The organism is Eubacteriaceae bacterium ES3 (assembly GCA_030586155.1).
In the GTDB taxonomy this organism is placed as follows: Bacteria; Bacillota; Clostridia; order Eubacteriales; family Eubacteriaceae; genus Acetobacterium.
In genome coordinates this window covers 2,689,845-2,707,269 of record CP130741.1, presented here as the reverse complement: position 1 = coordinate 2,707,269, position 17,425 = coordinate 2,689,845, and the positions used below count along the sequence as shown (strand labels likewise).

The following is a 17,425-nucleotide window of genomic DNA, read 5'->3' as shown; positions in this document are numbered from 1 at the left end:
AATATAAAAGCTGAATTTCAAATATAAAAACATTCAATGGTTAAAAATCAATAGAGAGCCTTACGGGCTCTCTATTGATTTTTTTATAAAACTTGAAGGTTAATAAATTCCGGCTTACTGACTACAAGCAGAGGAGAACACCGCTAATTCATGGTGAAGATATCGCTTCCTGCAAAGGTAAATGGAATACGATACTGATCGCCACCGAGGCTTTCAGCAGCACTATCTTCATGCCAGATTTTACCATCATATTGCCAGCGCATTATGTTGTCACCTGGGGTGCCGAAATCAAAGTTAACCAGAGTGTCACCACTATTATAGCCATCCACCGTCAGATCCTTTACATTAATAGTGCCGCCGCTATTGGTAGTGGAAATAACCTCAAATGACCCAGAAGCAACGGATAGAGGTTCAGGTATATAATCGTAGAAATTGGTTTGAGATATCATCAGCACATTTCCGCTGCTTTCTTCATACCAGACACCATATAGGCTATTGATAAACTGGTCATCGGTCAGGGCGGACGGATTTGTAGTCGTAGTTCCCGTTATTGTGTCATTTGTAGTGGAAGTCAGGATATAAGTTCCTTCGGCCACAGCGCTTAGAATGCCAATATCACTAATGGCGACTGCTTTAATGGTGGTGGTTCCGATAGGAAGCGTAATTGGACCTGAGTAAGTATTTGAACTGCTGGTTGGTTCACTTCCATCAAGCGTATAAGTGACGGTAGCATTGGCATTGTTTTGATTGATCGTCAAGGTTTGTGAACCTTCATAGGTGCCCGGAATCAGACTGAAGCTGGGTTTTTTAACCAGATAACTGTCCTGATTGTTGATGTAATTCTGGTCACCAGTTTCAGAGGCTGCTTTTTCAAGTAATTCGATGATTTCAGCGTCAGACTTTTCGGAAGCGACATATGAACTGATTAAGTCATTATAGAGTGTTTTTAAATCTTCAGAGTCTGATGTGTTTTGGCTTTGCTTAAAGAGGCCTAGCTGATTAGTAATAAAAAAGCCTGCCAACGCCACTAGCAGTAAGCCGCAAATAATGGATATGATGAGAATGAGCTTTTTATTGCTTTTAGGCTCTTTGTTAAAAGAATTTTTTGAAGTTTGGTCGTTTTCGACATTATTTGTCTCCTGATTATTCATTCTTCTGCCTCCTTTCCTAAGTTTACTATATTTATATTATACACCAATAAATGGCTGTTATTCACAAAAATAGAAACGTTTAAAAAACGAAATATGTTATGGTTAAAAGGATTTGTTTCTACACTCTGTAAGCTATAGTAAAAGCTATTTAGGTTATATAAAAAACTAAAACAAAGATAAAGTCCGTATAATGGTGTAAAAAGAAAATGAGCCAAGAGCTCAAACCTCGGTTAAAATAAAAGTACCACCCAATACCTAATCGAGGAGATGAACAAATGGCTCAATTAAATATTACACTGGACACAGAACTTTTGCACGGACTTTTTACAAAAGATTCCCGGGATGAGGCTTTTTCAAAGCTTCTGGAAACAATTCTTAACCAGGTGCTTGTAGCGCAATCGGCTGAGCAACTTGGTGCTGAACGCTATGAGCGATGCGAGGATCGGACAGCTTACCGTAACGGTTTTAGGGATCGTGAATTAACAACGCGAATCGGTGGTATCACCCTGCGGATCCCTCGTCATCGTAACGGCGAATTCAGCACGACGATGTTTCAGCGCTACCAGCGGAGCGAGCAGGCTCTGATGCTGGCAATGATCGAAATGGTCATTAATGGGGTTTCAACCCGCAAAATCGAAAACATTACAGAAGAACTTTGTGGCCAGAGCTTTTCAAAATCAACAGTTTCAAAGCTGTGTGAAAATCTGGATCCGGTAGTAAACGGTTTTCGTAACCGAACGCTTGAAAAGCATTATCCATTTATAATTGTGGATGCTTTATATCTCAAAGTTCGCGAAGACAGCAGAGTCCGGTCAAAAGGTCTATTGGTAGCAACCGCAGTCAACGAAAATGGCAATCGTGAAGTAATTGGTTTTCAGCTGAATGATACCGAAACAGAATCAAGCTGGGGAGATTTTTTTCAAAATCTCAAAGAGCGTGGTCTGACAGCCGTTGATCTGATAGTATCCGATAATCACAAAGGACTTGTAAATGCGATTAAAAAACATTTTCAGGGATCCACCTGGCAGAGATGCCAGACACATTTCTCAAGAAATGTACTGGATAAAACGCCCAAAAATCAGCAGTCCGAATTGAAATCCTATCTGAAACGCATCTACAATGCAGTAAATATTGAAGATGCCCGCAACCTGCTGAAAGACACACTGAGACATTTTGAATCCAAAGCACCAAAAGCGATTGAAATACTCGAAGAAGGTTTTGATGATGTGATGGCTGTAATGAGTCTTCCTGAGAAATACCGGAAAAGACTGCGCACAACCAACAGTATCGAACGACTCAACGAGGAAATCAGGCGTCGTGATCGCGTGATCCGCATTTATCCCAACGAAAAATCGGTTATCCGTTTACTGGGTGCGCTGCTTATGGAACAGGATGAAAAATGGTCTTCCGGCAGAAAATATCTGGATATGCAGGATTACTATGAATTTTTAAAAGAACAGACGGCTGCTGTTTCATCAGCAGCCTAGTTAAACCCACCGAGGTTTTTACACACTATTTTGGACTTGACTAAAACAAAAGATTGTTCATACTTGAATAGTGGTATAATAAATTTGAGAAGAATGGCTTTGTCTAAAAGTTTGATAATATCATTGGATGTTATTGTAAAACAAAGGATTGTAGATTAGAGAAGTCTGAAAAAATAAATAAGGAGAATAGCACATGATGTCTTCACAGATTTATATTGCTGTGGTCATTTTAGTTTTAGCAGTATTAATGATTTTGAATTTACGAACAAAACCTAAAAACTTAGTCGTTTAGCAGGGATTGCTTTTGGCATTCTGATTGCAGGGTTTGTATTTAGGGAAAACCATGTTATTAGCTATATCCTATTCGCGGCGGCAATAATTTTTTCGGTTGTCGATATGATTCTGAAAGCGAAAAAATAATTTTTAATATTGATGTTTTGTGAATTGGAGATGGTGATAACCTAATGAAATCCTCTCTCACTTTTATAGATTCGAAAGCTCTATAATTTTTTCCGGGGCTTCAACATTTTTGAAAACTGTCCCCAACTACGGGTTTTTCACCCTCTCCCACAACCAGCCAAATAAAAAAGACAACCCATAAAAGGCTGTCTTATGCGTTTTCTTCTGGAGCTAACGGGGGGAATCGAACCCCCGACCTACTGATTACGAATAGAGTAAATGAAATTTAACAAATTTTCATAGTGTTAATATTTCCTATTAATAAGCCATTCTTTGGTTTTATCTTTTTATGAAATGTAATGAATAAACACCAAAAACATCAAAAAATTTGACGACTGTCCCCAAAGTGTCCCCGAGTCAGGGGTTTGTATATCGCATTAAAAAGACATTTGTTTAAAGTATAGTCGCCAAAAATATTTTAGCTTGTTCTGCGGTGCGGGGTTTATGGTTCTAAGCAGGTGGGGCTTATTGTGACTGCCTTTACCCACAAGGGGTAATCTTATAAGTAAAACATCTGTTAGCCCTTTAAATCGGCTCTCAGAGGCATCAAAAAAGACCACCTGAAGAGGTGGCCGGGTGATTACAATGAATTCACAAGTTTTTCAGCTTCATCAATGAGTTTCTGGGACTGGTAGATATAATCAAAGGCGATTTCAGCTTTTACACCATGTTCTTTAAAACCTGCTTTTAACTTCCACAGGTCTTTTACATCAAGCGTACCGCCGAAATATTCTTCTGTTACGTCCTGCAATACACAGGCTGCACGTTCAACTAAACAGGATAGGTCTGCTAATTTTGCTTCAAGGTCGCAATATTGATCGTGGGTGATAGATACTGTTTTCATTTTACACCGCCTGTCAGCAGTCCAACCGCTTCATTGAAGCCAAGGACAAAACCCTGAAATAATGCTGCTGAAGTGCAATTATCAAAGGTGGTGTCAATTTCATATTTCAAGTCATTGTCTGGGATCTGATTCAAAAGGCTGTTAAGCTGTCCCAGAACTTCCATGTATTCCGGCATATCCTTATAATTATCACGTCCAATAATGCTATCTAACAGGTTCTCCAAATACTCATTTCCGATTCTCTTGCAAATTTCATCATAATTGTTCATGTGCGTACACTCCTTATATTGTTTTATTGTGGCTTTAAAACCTCTTCGAGGTCAGCCGATAAATCTAAACGCTGCTTAAGGTCATCGTCAACAACCAGGCTAGCCAGTAAGTCGCTAAGTGGTTCAAGGCTTTTCTTGAACTCCTCCAAGCCTGAAAAGTCTATCAGGTCTTCGAGGTCAATATTGATCATAAAATCATCATCCATTATTTACTCCTTTCCGGGGGTCTCCCTAATTTTGGGGAGATGTTTAAACCATCTGCGCATTGATCCGCAACCCATAATACAAGCGATTACCGCCGACAATCTGCTTCAATGCTCCTTTTAGAGCTGTTCCGTAATTCATGACCTTTGATAACAGTCCAGAGGTGGAAGGGGGTAAATAACCCACACAATAGGATTTTCCGTTAATAGTGGCGATCACTTCAAGGGTATCATCTTCAAAATAATCGGCTGAATTCTGGACCAGTGTAATGTCCACATCTTCAAGTTGGTAGTTCTTCATGTGGTCGATTGCTGTTTGTCGGTTGCCTTTGGTCACACCTTTTACGTAAAGGGTTTGACCTTTAGCCAGTGCCCAGGCTCTTTTAAATGCCTGGCTTTTGGTTAATCCGGTAGTGGCCAGTTTATTGGCGGTTCTTACAATCTCTGAACGGTTATACATGGTGTTTGCTCCTTTCAATGTTTTATAAACTTTATAATTAAATTATAAACTATAAAATTAATTATGTCAAGCATTTATTAACTATAAAATTAATTTAATAAAATAATTGTTGATTAAATTCATTATTTAGTTTATCATTGAATAAAAGGAGGTGTTTTATTTGAGTATGACAGAAAAGATTAAAATTGCTATGTTAAAAAGAAATATGTCCCTTAAGGATCTGGCTGAAAAGCTGGATCAGTCACCACAGAACATAAGTGGTAAATTAAAGCGTGATAACTTCAAAGAAGAGGAATTAAAAGAGATTGCCGGGGCTTTGGATTGCACTATTAATATTGAAATGGTTATGAATGATACTGGAGAAAAGATTTAAGAGGATCAGGAAGAGGAATAAGCCCAAACCTGCCAACGCTGGCACATTTAAGCCAGGGCAAAACCGCCCACCCATAACCAAATAGCCTGTAAAGAAAAAAGCCCTTGATTTAAGCTGTCAGGGGCTTTAAATAACCTCACGTCATCGATGTCCACAGGTTGTATAGGGTTGACGGTATCCCCATGTGGAAACAAGAAAAACTCGTAACATCGGTGTTACTAATTAATTCTCCCCACTGTGGGGAATAATTAACTTTGTCCCACTATGGGGACGAGGTGAAACCTCTAACCACTGGTGAAGGGAGGTGTATTCATTTGTGGATATAGTTTCTTAACCTCGTATCATCGGTGCTACTAAGTGATTTTAAGTCCACAATGTTTAGACGTAAAATTATTCGCAACGGTGCGACTAGTTTAACCCTTGAAAAGTCGGGGGTTAAACTGCTGTCCGATAAAGCGGAAACCAATAGAGCCGAAAAATCGGCCGTACTGGGTGTACCCACTTTTGAGCACACCGTAAATTATCCGACTCCTGAAAATTCAGGGGTCAAAACCCACAATTGGATTCTGATAGTTTGGCGGCCGAAAATTCAGCTGCCAAATCGGCTTAAATATCAGCCAATGTCATAACGGAAAATTCAGCTGCGAGATATGCGAAAATTGCGCCAATGTTCGCACCCGAAAAACAGGGAACCAGATCATAGCCTAAAATTCCGCTTTGAGGGTATAGGCAACTTACGGATACCCACAAGGTCTGTCTAGTGTGGAAACCCCTTTAGGTGTGTAGCATTTTCGTGACATACCCGCTATCTGGCAATACATCACCCACCTTAACCGGTTTTGCAACCAACCAGCAAATAATATCAATTGACATTTAATAACTTGCGAGTTATTATAATGATAGATATAGGGGGCGATAGTTTGCACGAGATCCATTTTTATAAAGATCAACAAGGGAATGAACCGGTATTAGATTTCATCAGGGAATTAAGTCGTAAAAATGATAAAAACAGCCGGATTAACCTAAATAAAATCAATGATTACATTCAGATGCTCAGTAAATACGGCACAAGTATAGGAGAGCCTTATATCAAGCACTTAAAGGGGGAAATCTGGGAACTAAGGCCATTAAGAAACAGGATTTTCTTTGTTGCCTGGGTGGATGGCAGTTATGTATTACTGCACCATTTTATCAAGAAATCTCAAAAGACTCCGAAACGAGAACTTGAACAGGCAAAACGTGAGTTATCGGTTTTAATGGGAAGAGGTGAATCGAATGAATAATAAAGCAATTGGCAGCAGTTGGGCAGATGTGCGAAAAGAGATTTTCACACCTGAAGAAATAGCTGAATCAGATTTAAGGGTTGCCCTAATGGGTGAAATTATCAACGCCCGGCATGAAAAGGGGTTAAGTCAGAAAAAACTCGAAGAATTGAGCGGTGTAAAACAGCCGGTTATTGCCAGAATGGAAAAGGGAACGAGTGACCCCAAATTAACAACCATTATGAAAGTGCTTGAATCGCTGGGAATGACTTTAGAGGTTGTCCCGATCAATAAAAAGCCTGTAAAACGAATGAGACTTAAAGGGCTGTCTGGTGTCCATACCTTAGGTAATCATCAAGTAAATGGGAAATAATCTGAATTATTGAAGCTCTGGCTCATGCTAGGGCTTTTTTTACGCCCACAATCATAGGACTATTGGACGTATGGCAGTTACTATATCATTTTGACCGCCTGACAGCCCCGTAAACCGTTTTTATTTTAAAACTCTATACTTATACCCTTTAGAATACGAATGGCTTAAATAACCCGTCAAAAAAAATATTTTCCACAATCGTATAGTTGGAAGAGGAAGCCCCACCCAATGTTTTTAAGGTAAGAATTATCATTTCAAGGGTGGGGGGGGTTACACGTGAGCCTGTGCACCAATTGGAGGTTGACCGCCGGTGTTCTGTGGTAATTATTCGTTCTGATTTCAGGGGGGAACGACTAAACCCCTCATGCGCGCGAGGAAAATATAAAATGTCTTGCACCCTGCCGAATGACAAAAATTAATTTTGAATGCTGATTTTTTCCACACCGGGGGGAACTACTTCAATAGTGTGTATAATCTTTGTCGCAATTCTTCAACACTTTCGGTGTAGGTAGCTGGGTCTTTGTATTCCAATCTAGTTAAACGCTCAATGCGAGGTGCAAGACCAAATTCTACAATATACTTGCGTTTTAGTTCAAGACCCGCCCTAGAGTTTCGTATGCGCAATAAGCCCTTGTTCACCAGCCCCCGGGATCGCTCAATGGTAACATTGAATACTGCCCCGATTTCTTTTAGTGTATGCACTGGATAGTCATTCAGTCCATAACGCAATTCTAGGGCTTTTCTTTCTCTCTCGCCTACACTAAATACCCGGTCCATGGTGGCGTTGATCTCTCTGGCCAGTATGTCATTGTCCACCTGGTTTAGCATATCTTCAAAAGCACATTCAGCTTCTGGATCGTCAATGGAATCCAAATAGGTTAGATCCTCTGTACCCGGTATCATTTCATTGGCACTGATAAGATTACACATTCTACTGCTGGAATCGCTGCGCTTCTCCCATGGTGTGGAAACCCTTAAGCCTCTGGTGATATATCCCATAATGGCGGTACTGGCATAAGACGAGAACTTAAACCCTTTGGAATGATCGAACCCTTTTACTGCTTCCATCAGACCGATAATTCCCAGCTGTTCCAGATCGTCACGTTCAAGGTAGGACTTGTCAAGGTTATCCATGTAGCGATTAACCACCATGAATACTAACCCCTTGTTATTCTCCACAATCCTATCCATTGCCTGCTTATCGCCGTTCTGATAGGATTTTACAAGCTCTTCATTAGTCATCAATTGAACCCCCTTAAAGATTATGGTATAATTTGATTAACAGTATTCTTTAAGGTTCAATAGTCAAAACCGCTTAATATTCAGGTGTTGGGCGGTATTTTTTTATGGTCATAATTGTTTTGAATGTCAGGTTTTTTCAGGTTCTTTTATAGTGTCGAAAAACTGATATTAATCGCAAATTGTTTACAAATGTTAACCTCTTCGAGTAATAGCGTTTCAACCTTGACATTAGCATTTGTTAGCATCTGAAGAGGATTTAATAATTTGCAGTGTCTCTTTTTTTATAGTGTATCATTTGTACTATTTTCTAAAAGCATCCGCCTACATTTGCCAACATTGCAGGGTGTACTTTAACAGACCGATAAAATGTTAGTATTTCCCTTTTAGGGACTAACGTTTATAATGCGATGTTCTCCCTTTAGGGACTCGCATTTCTCGCAATAGCCCTTTTTTAGGGCGTCAGGATACTTCTTTTAATCATCTGGCTCCATAAACACCCATTGATGATACTTCCACAGCATGATATGAGCATAAGCCAGAGGACTATTAAAACAATAATAACCCATGGTTTTGTAAGGGATGGGCTTCACTGTTTCCGTACCGTCCGGGTTGATCCTGGTTATTTGCTTTGTGGACATTGCCCGGATATACTTAAAAACGGTTTCCGCTGTTTCCTGATTCCGGTATAGTTTGACCAAATTATAGAAGAGGCATCGTTCATCATATGGAAGTGTTGCCGGGTCTATATGCTCATGTATGCCCGTTTTTAGCGCATTACTATTGCCAACAGGAGCACCGTAACCTTTAGCATTTTTATTCCCACAAGGTGCACCATGGCCAGCAGCGTTCTTATTTCCTTTGGGTGCACCTCTTCGATTTTTCATGTTTTACCTCGTAAATTGTTTGTTTGTTTTTAGTGGAGTAATTTAATATAATCCGGGAACTTCTTTACAACCGGTACCGATCGCCCATTACCATCCACCAGATAAGAATTGCCGTTTTCGTCTTCATATTGCCGGTATATAGGTAAATCAAGCCCCTCATTCTCTATGAACCGCTCTAATGTGCTTTTACCAGTGTGGAATTCACTAAACCGGCTGATAATCTCCATATATCGCACCATGAAAAGCCTAACCTCTATATTCACATAATCCCACAGGAAAGATGTTACTGCCTCTTCATCCCCGATAGGCTTATTAAGACCATGCTCTTTAATCTTCTCCATGGTGTAAAAATAATCTTTCATTTCATACCGTTCACCGCCATAGGTTTTAGTAATAGGGAATATGGTCATAAATTCAGCCGGTGATAGCTTGCCAATCATATAATTTACCGTCTGAATAAAAACGTTCTGTGATTGAAGTTCATTGTAATTAGCGGCTTTAGGGATGCAATTAAGGTATTTCACCAGATAATAGATTGACCTCTTCAGGCTGTCCCGATCATCTGGGTTATTCTCTAATTCAAGGGCACACCGGGCAAAAGCATTTATATAAATCCGGTCATAATCTGGTTTTGGTGGGTTTTGGTGGGTTTCAAGTAGTCTCATGTTAATGACTCCAACCCGGCTATGGTTTCGTTGATCTGCTTCAACTGTGCGACTTTCAGCAAATCAGCGATCATCTGCGAATATTCAAAGCCTACATAGGGTAGGCCTCCAGCCTCTTTAATGACGATGTCCATTAAGTAATAGTCCTCCACAGTTTCCTTCATTGCATCGACTCTTTTTTGTTCTGATATCTTCCTGGCTTTTGCCTGTAGTTCTGGATTGTTTAATAGCATTTTATTTTCCTCCTAAGTTTTAATATTCCCGTTCCTGTTTTAAGAATTTATCTTGCAAGCGGCTAAGATAATCAGCTTTCAAAATCTCAACTGCTATCATTTCAGCATCTGCCGGATAGTCTAAAATACCTTTTAAATGTTCTCTTAGTTCAATGAATTCCTCAATTCTAAACTTTATTGTATACGTCATTTTCAATACCTCTTTTCTGACTTTTCTTAATTTTCCTTAAGAACTTATTTAAGGTTTTTTAAGAAAACTCTCTAAATTTAGTCGTGTTTAATAAATTACCACACCTGCAAAACCCTTTAATAAGCCATTGTGCAAAATGTGTATTTTTTATGAGACTTTTCCAGAAAATGTATTTCTCTTTATATATTATTCTAGAAAGTTAACATATTTTTTGCATATTTTGCACATTTAGAATGAACTGGCTCTAAAATCATACTGTGCTGGTGTGGAGATGACCGGGGAAAGTCCAACTGTTGCGAGGGTTTCTTCATCACCTGCGACCATACCGACTACAACATTTCTGACTGTTTTTCCTTCAACAGTTCCGCTATTGGCAAAAAGTCCTTTGGCTTTTAGTTCAGAGAAAAAATTACTTTTATTTTCTGTCCCATAGCCATTGTTATTACACCAGATCTGATATAAATCATAAACATCTTTGGCCTTAGAGTTTTCTGTGGAAATGACCATACATTCACACAGAAAAGACCCGATCTTATCGCTGTTAGATCGATATTCTCCAGTGGCATTTTGTACGGTTTCAGGTGGTTCGGCGCCCTCTTCATAGAAAAGCTTTAGCCCTTCAATGCACCAGTTTAATAAACCGCTGATATTTGATTGTTGTATTAAACGGTCTTTTAGGCCTTTATCCTGTTCTTCTGGCTCAAAATGACGATCAAATGTAATGACGTTGATCCTTCCACTTGAAAATAGTGTGTCATCAGTGACCAGTGGTAAAAAGTTTGTGTTTATAAATAATTTGAATATCGGGACAAACTCAAATTCAGCCTGATATAAATGTCTGGCTGTAATGGTGTCACGCCCCAATAGTGTTTTTAATAGAGCCACATCAAACACCATCCGTTTAGGTGGTTCTGCCACATTTAGGAAACGACATCCGTTTAGTCTGGCAATGTCACCGCTGGCCTGTCTTGAATCATTGTTTTTCTTAAGAGCCAGTGTTTCAGGCTTCATATTGCGGGAATAACCGTTTGAACTCCCCAGCATATAAGCAAATGTTTCTACGAGGGTACTTTTGCCGTTTCTGGTTGTTGCTCCATACAACATGAAACAAGTTTCAAGTTTTACCTCACCGGTTAGGGAATGCCCTAAAAGCTTTTGCAGGAATCTTATTTTTTCAGTATCACCCATCATGACATCATCGAGAAATTGTTCGAATTCCGGGCTTTTGGCATCCGGGTTATATATTACATTACTGATTTTAGATAATAAATCATCAGGGCTGTGGTCTTTGAATTCAAATGTTTTTAAATTAAGGGTTCCGTTTAGACAATTAAAGGTAAAAATGTCTTTGTCTAAATCCTCATTAGTGATGAAATAAAAATCTCTGGCATCTGAAATCATTGATTCTCTGTTTGATTTCTTTCCAAGTTTAGCCGTTTCTTTTACATAGGCTTCTTTGGTGTCATTGTCTTGAATTTTCCACGCATAGCGGTTTAGGTGAGTTGCTAAATCTTTACCACATCTGGCAGCAAACATTCCCCCGGTATCCTCTTTCCAGACCTTGCCGTCATAATACATCCAGCTTTTAGCGGTGGTGTTGTACCGGAGGTTATCTTTGTAGAAATAGGCAAATAAACCACCAAAACCCTTATCATCCCAGGTATAGTATATTTCAGGCTTAATCATATCCAATTTATAAATCCGGTCTAAATTATATTGACGGCGACCGCTTTTCTGGGAAGCAATAAAATAGCTGTCTTGAGTGAAAAGATCTTCATTATTTTCGGTTTCTGCAAAGGTGATGCTGTATTCATCAGGCGGGCTATAAAATGATGTGGTTGTACTCACCGCTTCATTAATAGTACGATTGCCATAAGTCCCAAAAGTGCTTTCTTTCCTGTCCCATTTATCACGCATCAGGCCAGACGTTCTAAAAATTTGATCCATCATGCCAGTATCACCGCCACACCAGAAAGCAAGGATACTGCATAAAGCAAAATCACCACTGCTGTGGTCAGTTTCCCCGGTGTCAGGATTTATATAGTCGCTGAGATCACCAGCGTATAATTTATTAAATTTATCAGCCTGTTTGGATGCTCTGATTAAATCAATAATTTTGTCAGCTGATAAGTCGGGTTTTATGGGCTTATCCACGTTCTGTTTTATGGGTGTTTTTTCATCAGGCGGATTTTCTTTGTCATACAAGGCCTTTATTTCTTTTTCCCGGTGTTGGATTGGCTTTAATTCTCCAAACACATTACCGGTTACGGTAAAATACCTACCGTTTTTGTAAAGCTCAATGCCTTTTTTACTGTTTTTGGGAATGTCCCCGTATACGAATAGATGGAGTCCAGTCCCAGAGGGGCTTATTTCTGTATAACTGTCCAGCTTATTGACGATTTTTAAAGCCTCTTCTGATACAATCCCTTGTTCATCAATGCAATGGTCAATGTCTATGCCCACAATACCATTGTCATTGAATTGAAAGCCGATTCCGTCATACTTGCAGTCTGCCTGCATTAAAGCAGCTCCACACTGGTTAAAAGTCCCCCATGTCGATGGATCGCCAGCTTTGGCATTATACCCATTGTGGGGATTAACTGGGACTTTGCCCCGTCTTAACACCCATTGATGCAATGCCGTTAAGTCTTTTGGTATATTCTCAAACTGTATTGTCATTCAGTCTTTTTCACCTCTTCCATTATGTCCTTTTATCACTGTCATTTAGTCAGCCCAATTCTTTTTTTATACTCGTCCATACGATCTACACCGATAGTATTAACGCTCTCGTGTACCGCCTCTTCTGGGACTTCCACAGGGGTAGGATTAGCTAAATAGCTGATTAAATCATCAAAATTAATTAGATGCTTTCTGCCGGCTTTTACGCTCTTTATTTTTCCTTCCACAACTAACCGCCTAATGGCACATTGTGTTAAAGATGTGTTTTCATCCATTTCTTTTAATAATGCTGCTGATTCGGGGACTGTGCGCATTCTGGGAATTGTCATACTATACCGCCTCCTTTTTAAGTTCCTCAATGGCTTCAATGATCTGCTTCTTATCCTCTTCTGGCAGTTCATGGCGCATCATCCGGGAAAGGGCGGTTTCTCCAATCCCCAAGGATTCGGCAACCTGCCATTGGAAGATTTTAGCCTTTTTCAGTGTTTCTTTGATTTCTTTGTTTTTCATGAGTTTTTCCTCCTATTTAAATTTGTTGTTGCGCTTGCAAACAATTCGATACCTTGATATAATTATAGCAACAAATAGTGCAATAAACAACAAATAAGCAACGAATAACTTAAAAAGCAACAAATAGATAATTGAAGGGGTGGTAAACATGGATAATACAACAACGGTAGACAGTGTTTTTCAAGAACGGTTTAGTAATTTGATGAAGGAAAGAGGAATAACACAGGCTGAAGCATCCGATGGTATTGGCGTGACAAGGCAGGCTATAAGCCTGTACGCAACTGGGAAGAGGACACCGGACATGAATTCACTTTATAGGATCTGTGATTATTTTCAGGTGTCAGCTGATTACCTATTAGGTTTAAGTGAGGTTCAAAGTTTTGATCTGGATGTTAAGGCAATTAGTGAGAAAACGGGGTTAAGTGATTATTCAGTTGATATGTTAATAACCTATAACGAATTTACTCTTAGTGAATCACTTATACCGGTCGTTGATTATCTGATTGAACAGGAAAAACCATTGTATTTTGAAGCTGAAGAAAACTATCTTTGTGGTGTAGAATGCCAATTAGATGATGTTTCCGCAGATGAAGATGAATATGAAGAACTTGAGGCAAGACGGGGAAAACTGGATAATGAATATTTAGAGTGGAAAAACAACCATACACCATTATTAAAGATTATTGAGGATTATTTTTCGGCTTCAATATCAGACGAAAAGTTATATATTACTGGGGAAACGATAAAAAAAGAAGGTGAGTTTAAAAGCACAGTGCAAAAAAATGTGACTGCAAAAAGGGAAGTTGAAGCTTATAAACTGGTAGAGCAAGTTTTTATATCAGAGGTTGGGGATGCATTAAAAGAATTGAAAAAAAGATTTATAGAAACCAAACCTCGGATATATTCAATTAATTTTGAATAAGGAGGAATAACCATGGCAAACATAGAAAAAAGAGGCAACTCTTACAGAATCGTTGTTTCCGGTGGGTTTGATGTAAACGGCAAAAGAATCAAGCAATATATGACCTATAAGCCTCCAGAGGGATTAAGCCCTACCAAATTAAAGAAAGAACTGGACAGGGTAGCGGTGGAGTTTGAGCAACAATGTAACCTGGGTTACGTCATGGACAGCAATATTAAACTGATTGATTTTATTGAGATCTGGTTCCGGGATTACGTGGGGAATAAAGACCTCTCCCCGGTAACGATCAAGGGTTATCAGGATCTATCAATAAAGATTGTGGAGGTGTTGGGTCACCAGAAAATAGGAAAGATCACCCCTAAGATGGTGCAAGACTTTTACGCTACCATTAAAAGCAGTATCAGCCACAAGGGTGGGGAGAAATTCAAGGCTACCCCGGAATATCTGGCTATCGTTAAGGATCTGAAGCAAAAGGATATATCAGGTAAAGCCGGGATTAATGATGATACGCTCAGACGGATTAAAAAGGGTAGCAATACCACCTATGCAGTGGCTAGTAAAATAGCGGTGGCCATTGGGGAAGATTTTGAAATCCTCTTCGAGTCTGTCAGTCCACAAAGGGAAGTAACCAATGACACAGTGCTTCATTACCACAGGTTACTCAATAACATCATGAATACCGCTGTCAGATGGGGTGTGATCCCTTTTAACCCAATAGAAAAGCGGGTGGAGCTTCCTAAGACACAACGCAAGGAACCGGTTTACATGGATGACAAAGAGGCCTTAAAGTTTCTGGAGCTTCTGGAAGAGGAACCAATAAAGTATAAGCTGGCCGTTAATCTCTTGATATTCAGTGGTTTAAGACGGGGTGAGATTGTGGGCTTGAAATGGTCGGATATTGACGATCAGGGTAAAATCATTTCTGTCAGACGGGCTTTAAAGTATGTACCCGGTAAAGGCATCTTTGAGGGCGACCCCAAAACTTTTAAATCAATCAGGTCTATTAAGCTTCCAGATTTCATCTTTGAGTTACTGAAAGCCTATAAGGTGTGGCAACTGGAAGAACGGATCAAGGTCGGGGACCGGTGGAACGATCATGATTACATCTTTACCAAATGGAACGGGGAACCCATGAACCTGGACACTATCGGGGGATATTTGAAGAAATTCACCAATAAGCATAATTTGAAGCCGGTACATATGCACTCGCTCAGACACACCAATGCAACTTTATTAATTGCTAATGGTGTGGACTTAAAAACAGTATCGTCTAGACTGGGACACGCTGACTTGTCAACGACCGGAAATATTTACACCCATGCCATTAATGCAGCCGATGCAAAGGCCAGTGATGCGCTAGAAAACATCTTAATAAAGAACCCATCAAAAGCCTTGTAATTTACTACGGGGCTTTAACTTTTTCGAAAAGTGTCCCCAAACTGTCCCCAACTACGGGTTTTTCACCCTCTCCCACAACCAGCCAAATAAAAAAGACAACCCATAAAAGGCGGTCTTATGCGTTTTCTTCTGGAGCTAACGGGGGGAATCGAACCCCCGACCTACTGATTACGAATCAGTTGCGCTACCAACTGTGCCACGTCAGCAGAAAACTTACTGACATATGATAACACAAACGATTAGTTCAGTTCAATCTTTTTTTACCACTTTCCTTTAGAAATATGTCCAGCAATTTCGGCTTTGCACATTTCTTTTAGAACATAAGAATCTTCTTGCGCTTTCTTAAAAATATGCAAACATCCCGGGTCAAGATTGATTTCTTCGCCTTCACGGGCAAGATGAATAATTTTTTCAGCTAAGGTAATAATTTCCATGTGAATATCATTGGATACATAGGAATCATATACTTTTTTAGCCTCTTCATCAGATAAAGCTGTAAACTGGTCGTGAGGGGCTCCACATTTTGGACATTTCTCAGGTGCTTCGGCACCTTCCATCTTATAACCGCATACATTACAACGCCACAATTTTTTCATGATTTTCTCCTCCTGTTTGTTCCATAGATTAAATTTACATTATGGTATTTTATTTACCCATATTTTTTAAAATTATCATTGTTTGGCTAATATTCTGTTAATATTTTATCCTTGTTAGCGTTTTCGATACATGGTAGAATGAATCGAAAATTTAATTCAGAGTAGACAAGGTGCGTGAAGTGTTAAAGGATGGGAAGTTGCCTTTAAACGAAATATCTCAAATGCGGTACCTTGTCGCTTCCGCTGTTACAATGAAGATTGTAGGTTGCGGAAGCATTACTTTAAGGAGGAAAAATGAAAAGTAATGCTTTTGTCGGTAGTGCCACGAGAACGCGGGTAGTTGTCAACTGTGGCCTGTTTATTGCCCTCAGTATTGTACTGAAGATTCTGTTTGAGGTTTATATTCCGCTTGGTGGTTTTCCATCATTGAGACTTAACTTAACTGCTTTGCCGATTATGTTGAGTGGAATATTACTTGGACCGGTTGCCGGATTCGCTGTTGGTTTTATTTCTGATATTCTATGTTTTATTATTAAACCAGGTGGACCATTTTTTATTGGTTTTACGCTGGCAAGCGCCTTGACTGGATTTATTCCTGGCTTTCTCTATCTGCTTCTAAAGAAAAAAGATGTGAAATTTCTAGAGTGGTTTAACCTTGGTTTTGTAGCGTTTGCAATGATTCTGCTGGCGGTTTCGGGGAGTTTCAGTTTTGCTGGAGGACAAGTCATGTATGCTGGGGAGCCAGTTAATCTGGTCTTTGTTATCCTGTTCGCTTTACTGATGCTGGCATTCGCGATTTTCCCGGTTGTCGTCGTCAAGAAAATGAATCTTGGAGGCGAATATCGTGTCGATCATATTCTATTTATGGTTAGTGTGACACAACTGATCACCTCAATTATGTTGAACACAATTTTCTTGAGTGTGTTGTATGGACAGGCAGTTGCGGTAATTCTGCCCGCGAGAATTGTAACTAATTTCTTTTTGATTCCTGTGTACACGGTAATTTTGGTTAGTTTATTAAAAATGTTGCCTAAATTTATGCGATAAGTTTAGGTAGGCAAATAAATATGCGAGAGCAATGATGATTCAAGTATTTGAATTTTCAGCTCTCGTTTTTTTATTGTTAATCTGCAAATTTAAGCAAATACAGCTTTTATACTAGTGCGATTTATGTGCTGGATTCTCACTTGTGTTCGTTAAATGAACGACTAATCCATATAAATGA

22 protein-coding genes, 1 tRNA gene and 1 riboswitch are annotated in these 17,425 nt (G+C 39.4%); of the genes, 8 read left to right on the top strand and 15 right to left on the bottom strand.

Annotated elements, in window-relative coordinates:
* Positions 1–143 precede the first annotated feature (143 nt).
* Positions 144–1,151 (bottom strand): chitobiase/beta-hexosaminidase C-terminal domain-containing protein, encoded by a 1,008-nt coding sequence (locus Q5O24_12490; protein WKY47169.1) that lies wholly within the window; start codon positions 1,149–1,151, stop codon positions 144–146.
* 275 nt (positions 1,152–1,426) lie between these two features.
* On the opposite strand from Q5O24_12490, the gene Q5O24_12485 reads away from it, so the two are divergent.
* Complete coding sequence (locus Q5O24_12485; GenBank protein ID WKY47168.1) at positions 1,427–2,638, top strand: IS256 family transposase; 1,212 nt, start codon at positions 1,427–1,429, stop codon at positions 2,636–2,638.
* A 1,039-nt stretch (positions 2,639–3,677) separates the two neighbouring features.
* Here Q5O24_12485 and Q5O24_12480 read toward each other — a convergent pair.
* Genes Q5O24_12480 through Q5O24_12465 form a run of 4 tightly spaced genes read right to left on the bottom strand, consistent with a single transcriptional unit; the run spans position 3,678 to position 4,873 of the window.
* On the bottom strand, positions 3,678–3,941 hold the full coding sequence (locus tag Q5O24_12480) for a hypothetical protein (GenBank protein WKY47167.1): 264 nt from the start codon (positions 3,939–3,941) through the stop codon (positions 3,678–3,680).
* Positions 3,938–4,210, bottom strand: a complete 273-nt coding sequence (locus Q5O24_12475; GenBank protein WKY47166.1) for a hypothetical protein — start codon at positions 4,208–4,210, stop codon at positions 3,938–3,940. Before Q5O24_12475 ends, Q5O24_12480 begins: the two co-directional genes overlap by 4 nt.
* Before the next feature lie 23 nt (positions 4,211–4,233).
* Positions 4,234–4,416 (bottom strand): hypothetical protein, encoded by a 183-nt coding sequence (locus tag Q5O24_12470; protein WKY47165.1) that lies wholly within the window; start codon positions 4,414–4,416, stop codon positions 4,234–4,236.
* 43 nt (positions 4,417–4,459) lie between these two features.
* A complete protein-coding gene (locus Q5O24_12465; GenBank protein ID WKY47164.1) occupies positions 4,460–4,873 on the bottom strand; it encodes a hypothetical protein in 414 nt (137 codons plus the stop codon).
* A 166-nt stretch (positions 4,874–5,039) separates the two neighbouring features.
* Here Q5O24_12465 and Q5O24_12460 point away from each other — a divergent pair, with 166 nt between their 5' ends.
* From Q5O24_12460 to Q5O24_12445, 4 genes are all read left to right on the top strand, one after another.
* Positions 5,040–5,246: a helix-turn-helix transcriptional regulator gene (locus tag Q5O24_12460; GenBank protein WKY49254.1), complete on the top strand. Its 207-nt coding sequence runs from the start codon at positions 5,040–5,042 to the stop codon at positions 5,244–5,246.
* A 374-nt stretch (positions 5,247–5,620) separates the two neighbouring features.
* Positions 5,621–5,875, top strand: coding sequence for a hypothetical protein (locus Q5O24_12455; GenBank protein WKY47163.1), 255 nt, complete (start codon positions 5,621–5,623; stop codon positions 5,873–5,875).
* Positions 5,876–6,166: 291 nt separating this feature from the next.
* Positions 6,167–6,529 (top strand): type II toxin-antitoxin system RelE/ParE family toxin, encoded by a 363-nt coding sequence (locus Q5O24_12450; protein WKY47162.1) that lies wholly within the window; start codon positions 6,167–6,169, stop codon positions 6,527–6,529.
* Positions 6,522–6,881 (top strand): helix-turn-helix transcriptional regulator, encoded by a 360-nt coding sequence (locus tag Q5O24_12445; protein WKY47161.1) that lies wholly within the window; start codon positions 6,522–6,524, stop codon positions 6,879–6,881. Before Q5O24_12450 ends, Q5O24_12445 begins: the two co-directional genes overlap by 8 nt.
* A gap of 453 nt (positions 6,882–7,334) precedes the next feature.
* On the opposite strand, the gene Q5O24_12440 is transcribed toward Q5O24_12445, so the two are convergent.
* The 8 genes from Q5O24_12440 to Q5O24_12405 all read right to left on the bottom strand — a co-directional run bounded on the left by Q5O24_12440 (position 7,335) and on the right by Q5O24_12405 (position 13,284).
* Positions 7,335–8,123, bottom strand: coding sequence for a sigma-70 family RNA polymerase sigma factor (locus Q5O24_12440; protein WKY47160.1), 789 nt, complete (start codon positions 8,121–8,123; stop codon positions 7,335–7,337).
* 473 nt (positions 8,124–8,596) lie between these two features.
* Positions 8,597–9,007: a hypothetical protein gene (locus Q5O24_12435; protein WKY47159.1), complete on the bottom strand. Its 411-nt coding sequence runs from the start codon at positions 9,005–9,007 to the stop codon at positions 8,597–8,599.
* Between the two features lie 29 nt (positions 9,008–9,036).
* Positions 9,037–9,672, bottom strand: coding sequence for a hypothetical protein (locus Q5O24_12430; protein WKY47158.1), 636 nt, complete (start codon positions 9,670–9,672; stop codon positions 9,037–9,039).
* Positions 9,669–9,905, bottom strand: a complete 237-nt coding sequence (locus Q5O24_12425; GenBank protein WKY47157.1) for a hypothetical protein — start codon at positions 9,903–9,905, stop codon at positions 9,669–9,671. Before Q5O24_12425 ends, Q5O24_12430 begins: the two co-directional genes overlap by 4 nt.
* Before the next feature lie 19 nt (positions 9,906–9,924).
* Positions 9,925–10,095: a hypothetical protein gene (locus Q5O24_12420; GenBank protein WKY47156.1), complete on the bottom strand. Its 171-nt coding sequence runs from the start codon at positions 10,093–10,095 to the stop codon at positions 9,925–9,927.
* 228 nt (positions 10,096–10,323) lie between these two features.
* Positions 10,324–12,774 carry a phage/plasmid primase, P4 family gene (locus Q5O24_12415; protein ID WKY47155.1) on the bottom strand — a complete coding sequence of 817 codons (2,451 nt, stop codon included), beginning with the start codon at positions 12,772–12,774 and terminating at the stop codon, positions 10,324–10,326.
* Between the two features lie 41 nt (positions 12,775–12,815).
* Positions 12,816–13,103, bottom strand: a complete 288-nt coding sequence (locus Q5O24_12410) for a helix-turn-helix domain-containing protein (protein ID WKY47154.1) — start codon at positions 13,101–13,103, stop codon at positions 12,816–12,818.
* Between the two features lies 1 nt (position 13,104).
* Positions 13,105–13,284 (bottom strand): hypothetical protein, encoded by a 180-nt coding sequence (locus Q5O24_12405; protein ID WKY47153.1) that lies wholly within the window; start codon positions 13,282–13,284, stop codon positions 13,105–13,107.
* A gap of 148 nt (positions 13,285–13,432) precedes the next feature.
* Between Q5O24_12405 and Q5O24_12400 the strand changes: the two genes are divergently transcribed.
* Together Q5O24_12400 and Q5O24_12395 are read left to right on the top strand one after the other, a co-directional pair.
* Positions 13,433–14,206, top strand: a complete 774-nt coding sequence (locus tag Q5O24_12400) for a helix-turn-helix transcriptional regulator (GenBank protein ID WKY47152.1) — start codon at positions 13,433–13,435, stop codon at positions 14,204–14,206.
* Positions 14,207–14,218: 12 nt separating this feature from the next.
* Positions 14,219–15,604, top strand: a complete 1,386-nt coding sequence (locus tag Q5O24_12395) for a tyrosine-type recombinase/integrase (GenBank protein WKY47151.1) — start codon at positions 14,219–14,221, stop codon at positions 15,602–15,604.
* Between the two features lie 130 nt (positions 15,605–15,734).
* Here the strand turns inward: Q5O24_12395 and Q5O24_12390 are convergent.
* Positions 15,735–15,810, bottom strand: a tRNA-Thr gene (locus Q5O24_12390).
* Positions 15,811–15,864: 54 nt separating this feature from the next.
* Complete coding sequence (locus Q5O24_12385; GenBank protein ID WKY47150.1) at positions 15,865–16,200, bottom strand: rubredoxin; 336 nt, start codon at positions 16,198–16,200, stop codon at positions 15,865–15,867.
* Positions 16,201–16,355: 155 nt separating this feature from the next.
* Positions 16,356–16,448, top strand: a riboswitch (THF riboswitch).
* Between the two features lie 46 nt (positions 16,449–16,494).
* Here Q5O24_12385 and Q5O24_12380 point away from each other — a divergent pair.
* On the top strand, positions 16,495–17,247 hold the full coding sequence (locus Q5O24_12380; GenBank protein ID WKY47149.1) for a folate family ECF transporter S component: 753 nt from the start codon (positions 16,495–16,497) through the stop codon (positions 17,245–17,247).
* Positions 17,248–17,425 lie beyond the last annotated feature (178 nt).